Annotated in this window: 7 protein-coding genes; 6 read left to right on the top strand and 1 reads right to left on the bottom strand. The window is 57.1% G+C overall.

Annotated elements, in window-relative coordinates; all coding sequences use genetic code 11:
• The coding region (locus tag RMO15_RS04360; RefSeq protein ID WP_309708308.1) for a transposase at positions 1 to 421 on the top strand (421 nt) is incomplete at its 5' end.
• 16 nt (positions 422 to 437) lie between these two features.
• Here the strand turns inward: RMO15_RS04360 and RMO15_RS04355 are convergent.
• Positions 438 to 980 (bottom strand): hypothetical protein, encoded by a 543-nt coding sequence (locus RMO15_RS04355; protein WP_309708305.1) that lies wholly within the window; start codon positions 978 to 980, stop codon positions 438 to 440.
• A gap of 124 nt (positions 981 to 1104) precedes the next feature.
• Between RMO15_RS04355 and RMO15_RS04350 the strand changes: the two genes are divergently transcribed.
• The 5 genes from RMO15_RS04350 to RMO15_RS04330 are packed head-to-tail and all read left to right on the top strand — an operon-like array spanning position 1105 to position 4447.
• Entirely contained in the window at positions 1105 to 1311 is a 207-nt protein-coding gene (locus tag RMO15_RS04350; RefSeq protein ID WP_309708302.1) for a hypothetical protein, read from the top strand.
• A complete protein-coding gene (locus RMO15_RS04345; protein ID WP_309708299.1) occupies positions 1311 to 1637 on the top strand; it encodes a hypothetical protein in 327 nt (108 codons plus the stop codon). Before RMO15_RS04350 ends, RMO15_RS04345 begins: the two co-directional genes overlap by 1 nt.
• Positions 1638 to 1689: 52 nt before the next feature.
• Positions 1690 to 2730, top strand: a complete 1041-nt coding sequence (locus tag RMO15_RS04340) for a hypothetical protein (protein WP_309708296.1) — start codon at positions 1690 to 1692, stop codon at positions 2728 to 2730.
• On the top strand, positions 2727 to 3122 hold the full coding sequence (locus tag RMO15_RS04335) for a hypothetical protein (protein ID WP_309708293.1): 396 nt from the start codon (positions 2727 to 2729) through the stop codon (positions 3120 to 3122). The genes RMO15_RS04340 and RMO15_RS04335 overlap by 4 nt, the downstream gene beginning before the upstream one ends.
• Complete coding sequence (locus RMO15_RS04330; protein WP_309708290.1) at positions 3119 to 4447, top strand: DNA cytosine methyltransferase; 1329 nt, start codon at positions 3119 to 3121, stop codon at positions 4445 to 4447. The genes RMO15_RS04335 and RMO15_RS04330 overlap by 4 nt, the downstream gene beginning before the upstream one ends.
• Positions 4448 to 4554: the final 107 nt, after the last annotated feature.

Genomic DNA, 4554 nt, shown 5'->3' with positions numbered 1-4554 from the left:
GAATCACAATATCAGCCGTCGCCTTGTCGAATCGGCGGCTGTCTCTGGTAAGGCAATCGCTCTTGAAGACCTTTCTGGTATTCGTGAGCGGGCTTCGGTTATGCACAGAGAAATGCGTTTTGAGCTTGGAAATTGGGGATTCGATCAGTTGAGAAACTTTATCGAGTACAAAGCCAGACGTGCAGGAGTGCGTGTTGTTGCGGTTGACCCGCGCAACACTTCCCGTACTTGTTCTGCCTGTGGCTACTGCGATAAGCATAATCGAAAATCTCAATCCTGTTTCCAATGCAAAGAATGTGGCCTGATGATGAATGCGGATTTGAATGCCGCACTCAACATCAAGGCACGGGGCGCTGTAACTCGCCCTATAGACGGGGAAGCGGTTTTGCCTGCCTCCACTGTCAAAGCCTCCCAGCTTTAGCTGGAGGATAAGTTACCTAACCCACCTCCATGTAATCGCACTCGACAGCCGCGCCCGGCGCTTTTGGCAAGCTCCGCAGGCAAGAGTAAATCGTCAAGAACCCCGCGTCAGAGAGCGGACTCTCAGCCCGCACGTACAGATTCGTCTTTAGAATCAGACTGCCACACTGAGGGCACACGCGCCCCGCTCCGAACTGCGTTACCTGGCCCCAATCCGGGCGCAGGATTGGCCCGCGCAGGAGCTGCACACGCCCCCCGCATCGCTTCGTCCCGCCGTGCCGCTCAATCAGGCTCCAGAGCGGCGAGCAGAGCGGAGCAGGCAGCTCCTCACCGTCTGCGGTCAATCCATTTAGCTTCATCAGGTCTAGCCTCGCTTGCTGCACACGCTTCCCGCTCGGGAGCTTCGAGGGACGCGGGATCTCACATGCGAACTCGATAAGATGCCCACGCCGCGCCAAGTCCATAGCGACAGCCCGCGCCACCACGAGAGCAGGAGAAGCGAGCAAGCTAGAGTTAGCCCCCGCTCCCGTCGCGTTTACCGCGTTTCCTACAACTGTCAATACATTTCCAACCATGTCCTAAAACCTCCGTAAATAATTTACCAAATGTATTGACATAATGCAATGCTTTACTGTAATATTCTTTTGTGGGTTGCGATTGTGGCCCCGGAGAGGAAGTCGCTTTATGAAAGTTCGTAGCATTGTGGTTTCTGGTGAGGTCGCCGTGTCGAAGGATTACCAGTCGGCGAAGGCTGGTTTCCAGGCGCATATAGATTTGGACGAAGGCGATAACGCGAAGCGAGTTCACAAAGATGTTTTCTCTAGCCTCAGTGAGCTTGCGCTCACTGAGGCTAGAGAGCGCCTTGAGTTCATCCTGACGGGAGGCGCGTAGTGAACGGTATGACTCGGCGGGCGGCTCTTGCTCTATCTCGGTGCCTTGGCCGTCCGGTGGTGGTGGTGAATCGCTGGGATCGCTTCGACGTAGCGTTGCCCGATGGCGACACGCGGTTCTGGGAATCGCTGGCTGAGGTGAACGGCGACTTGTACGGCTCAGGCTACGAGTGTTTCCGCTTGGTGCTCCTCTCGGGGGCTCAGTCCGATGAGCTGGTCACAGAGCCCGTAGCCGAAGGCACAGAGGCCACAGGCAACCTAGAGGGCACGGACAGCGCGAACCCAGACACCCCAGAGGGCGACGGCCCTTATATCGCTTGGAAGTAGCCCACTCGGGCAAGGCATTCCCCACACGGGGAGAAAGACGAACGGAAGAACTATGGCAGCACGATTTACAATTCAGTACGACATCAAGCTAACTCAAAAGCGCCTCGGGCTTGCGAGTTCGATAGACATTCATGGGAGTCTCCCCTGCCCGGACGGGACGCACAAGGCGATTGAGGAGAACCGACTCGGCGCGGTGTCTCTGGCTATCAACCGGGCGAACTCGCTCCTTACCTGCGGCTGGGACGACTACGAGCCGTGGCCGTCGAATAACTGCGTCGGTATCTGGATGCACGAGACGAGCCCCGACCCGTCTGTAGGGCCGTTGGAAGCGAAGCGCATCGCAGGCATTTGCAAGCATTCGCACTATGAAGTGCGAATGGACGGCAACCGGCTGGAGCTGGTGAGCACACAGAGCCTTTCGCGCCCACCGGCCAACGGTCAGCGCATCTTAGAGCAGATTGGCCTAGCGGCAGAGGTGAGCGCCGGAACTGAGGCAAGCGAAGAGTTCACCCCCCTGCGCCCATTGATTGAAGAAGTTTTAGAAGAGGTAACTGATCCTGCGCCAGCGCCTGGACTTATCGCTTCGGTCTGTGATCGCGGGTTTTACTCGATAAAGAACGTCCCCGGTGTCGGAGTGATTAGCGAATCCTCGGTCATCAAAGACTACCATGATGCAGAGGAGAATCCGGGAAGCTCGGCTCTGTGGTGGGGAGCTGCGGGACAGAAGAGCCGCGAGGACGTTGAGCACATGCTAGGCTCTGGGACGGTTCCTCAGTGCGTCGCGGGCTACATTCGAGAGTGGTTAGAGTATGGCTCTCTTCTCTTTGGCTGTCGGCCTTCTCACAGCCTACTGAACACTGAGTGGCCGTTGTTTGATAAGGCAGAGGAAGCGGCGCGAATACGTAAAGCTCCTACGACTCCAGCCCCGGGGCTGGAGATCCGCCGAAGCACCCCGCCCCTATCCTCTGGCCTGCTCCTGCTCTGTGTGATGGCTCTAGGGCTCCTGACTGGCTGTGACTCGCCTAAAGACTACAGCGGGCCGGATGAGGCGCTACACGTCGCGCAGGGTCACACGCTTGGAGGTGCTCTGTGAACGAACAGCTTATAGCGGAAGCCCTGAGCCTCACAGACTTGCTGAGGCAGAACTACGACGGTCTCAAAGCCGCCTTCCTCGATTCATTCCAGGCAAGCGAAGCGGCAGGCGAGGCACGCAGGAACCTTGCCAGCGCCCGCGAGGAGATTCTTCGGGAGCACACAGACCCGAAGGCACTCGGAGCCAACGAGGCCGCAAGAGAAGCCCGAATCGCGGAGCTGACCATTACTGAGCGAGAGTTTGTCACGAATGCAGAGCGCGAAGAGAGAGTAGCCCGCTTCACCCTCGATTGTTGGCGGATGGAGGTAGAAGAGAGCCGGGCGCTTCTACGGCTGCTGGAAGTGCAGGCAGGAACGGTAAAGCCGGGGGTTTCCTCGGAGGTTGTTTTATGACTTTTGCCAGCCTCTTTTCTTGTGGCGGCGGGGCAGACCTCGGAGCTATGGCACTGGGATTCAAGCCCGTGTTTGGTGTAGAGATAAACCCCAAGATCGCCGAAAGCTACCGACGCAACATCGGAGAGCATGTTATTGTTTCTTGTGTACAGGCAGTGGATTACAGCCAGTGGCGCAATAAGATTACCGCTCTGTGGCTGTCACCTCCATGCACTAATGCTTCGATCGCAAACGCGAACGCAGGCGAGACTGAGGGCGATATTGCATTAGGCACAACGTCGGCTCGTGCTATAGAACAGATCATGCCGCGCTACGTCTTCCTGGAGAACGTAGCCAACTACCGAAACTTCAAGGCGTTCAAGATCATCTGTGCCACACTGGAGAGGCTCGGCTATGCCTACGACGTGCAGATCGTGGACGCGGCAGACTTCGGGGTTCCACAACGCCGACGTCGGTTGATTCTGCGGGCTGAGAAAGATCGCTTTTGGTCACTGCCACCACTGCCAGCCCCGGTGCCGCACGTTGGTTGGTTCGCGGCAGTCTCGGACATTATCGAAACCTTCCCTCGATCTCAGTTAGCCCCGTGGCAGATAGACCGCCTGAAAGATACCAAATGGGCGCACTTGCTCACGAGTGGAGAGAGAACGAACTGCCTGATCTCTGGTGTGTCTGTGCATGGCTCTTGCCCACAGCCACAACCGGAGGAGCATCCTGCTCCTCCGGTTGTGGCTGGACACGCGACCATGAAAGCTGTGCTTTTTGGTTCGGGTGGATTCGCTGGAAGTATCGTGCAGTCCGAGGAAGACGAACCCGCGCCGACAATTACAGCGAATCAAAACCAAAGCCTTTTACGCTGCCTGCTCATGAATCCGAACGCACAGAACCCAAACTCTCTTGTTCAGGAAGAGCAGGAGAACTCACACACAATCACAGCTCAGGGGGGCGGGAAGCTGCGCCTCGTGTTGGTAGATGGACAGAGCAAAGGACCACGCCCGCCGACCGTCACAGAGCACCACCAGCCGTCCCCAACTTTGGCGGGGACGGCTGGTGGTGCTCTTGGCCGTATCGTTGATCTAGCTGATGGTATTCGGGTTCTTGGAGTTCCTATCGCTGGCATTGCGCGGTTCCAAACATTCCCGGATTCCTACCAGTGGCCTGCGCTCAAAAGCCTCGCCTCTTCGGTCTGCGGGAACGCCGTGCCGCCGCTAATGGCCCGAGAGATTATCAAGAGCGTGTTGATTGGAGGGAATCCCATGCACCCACAAATCCCACCAGATAAGGAAAGTATCCAGACAGATACCCAGAACGAATTTCAGTGCAGTTAAATTCAGCCTATGAAGAAGCGCGGGCGAACTCCCCTCCCCGAGTCCCAGAAGGTACAGACGATCCGCATTTTCCTTCGTGGCGAGGAGGCAGACTACCTGAAGCTCTG

This window comes from Armatimonas sp., from assembly GCF_031410135.1.
Taxonomy (GTDB): Bacteria; Armatimonadota; Armatimonadia; order Armatimonadales; family Armatimonadaceae; genus Armatimonas.
Note: the sequence above shows the minus strand (reverse complement) of the source record. Positions and strands in the feature narration are given on the sequence as shown.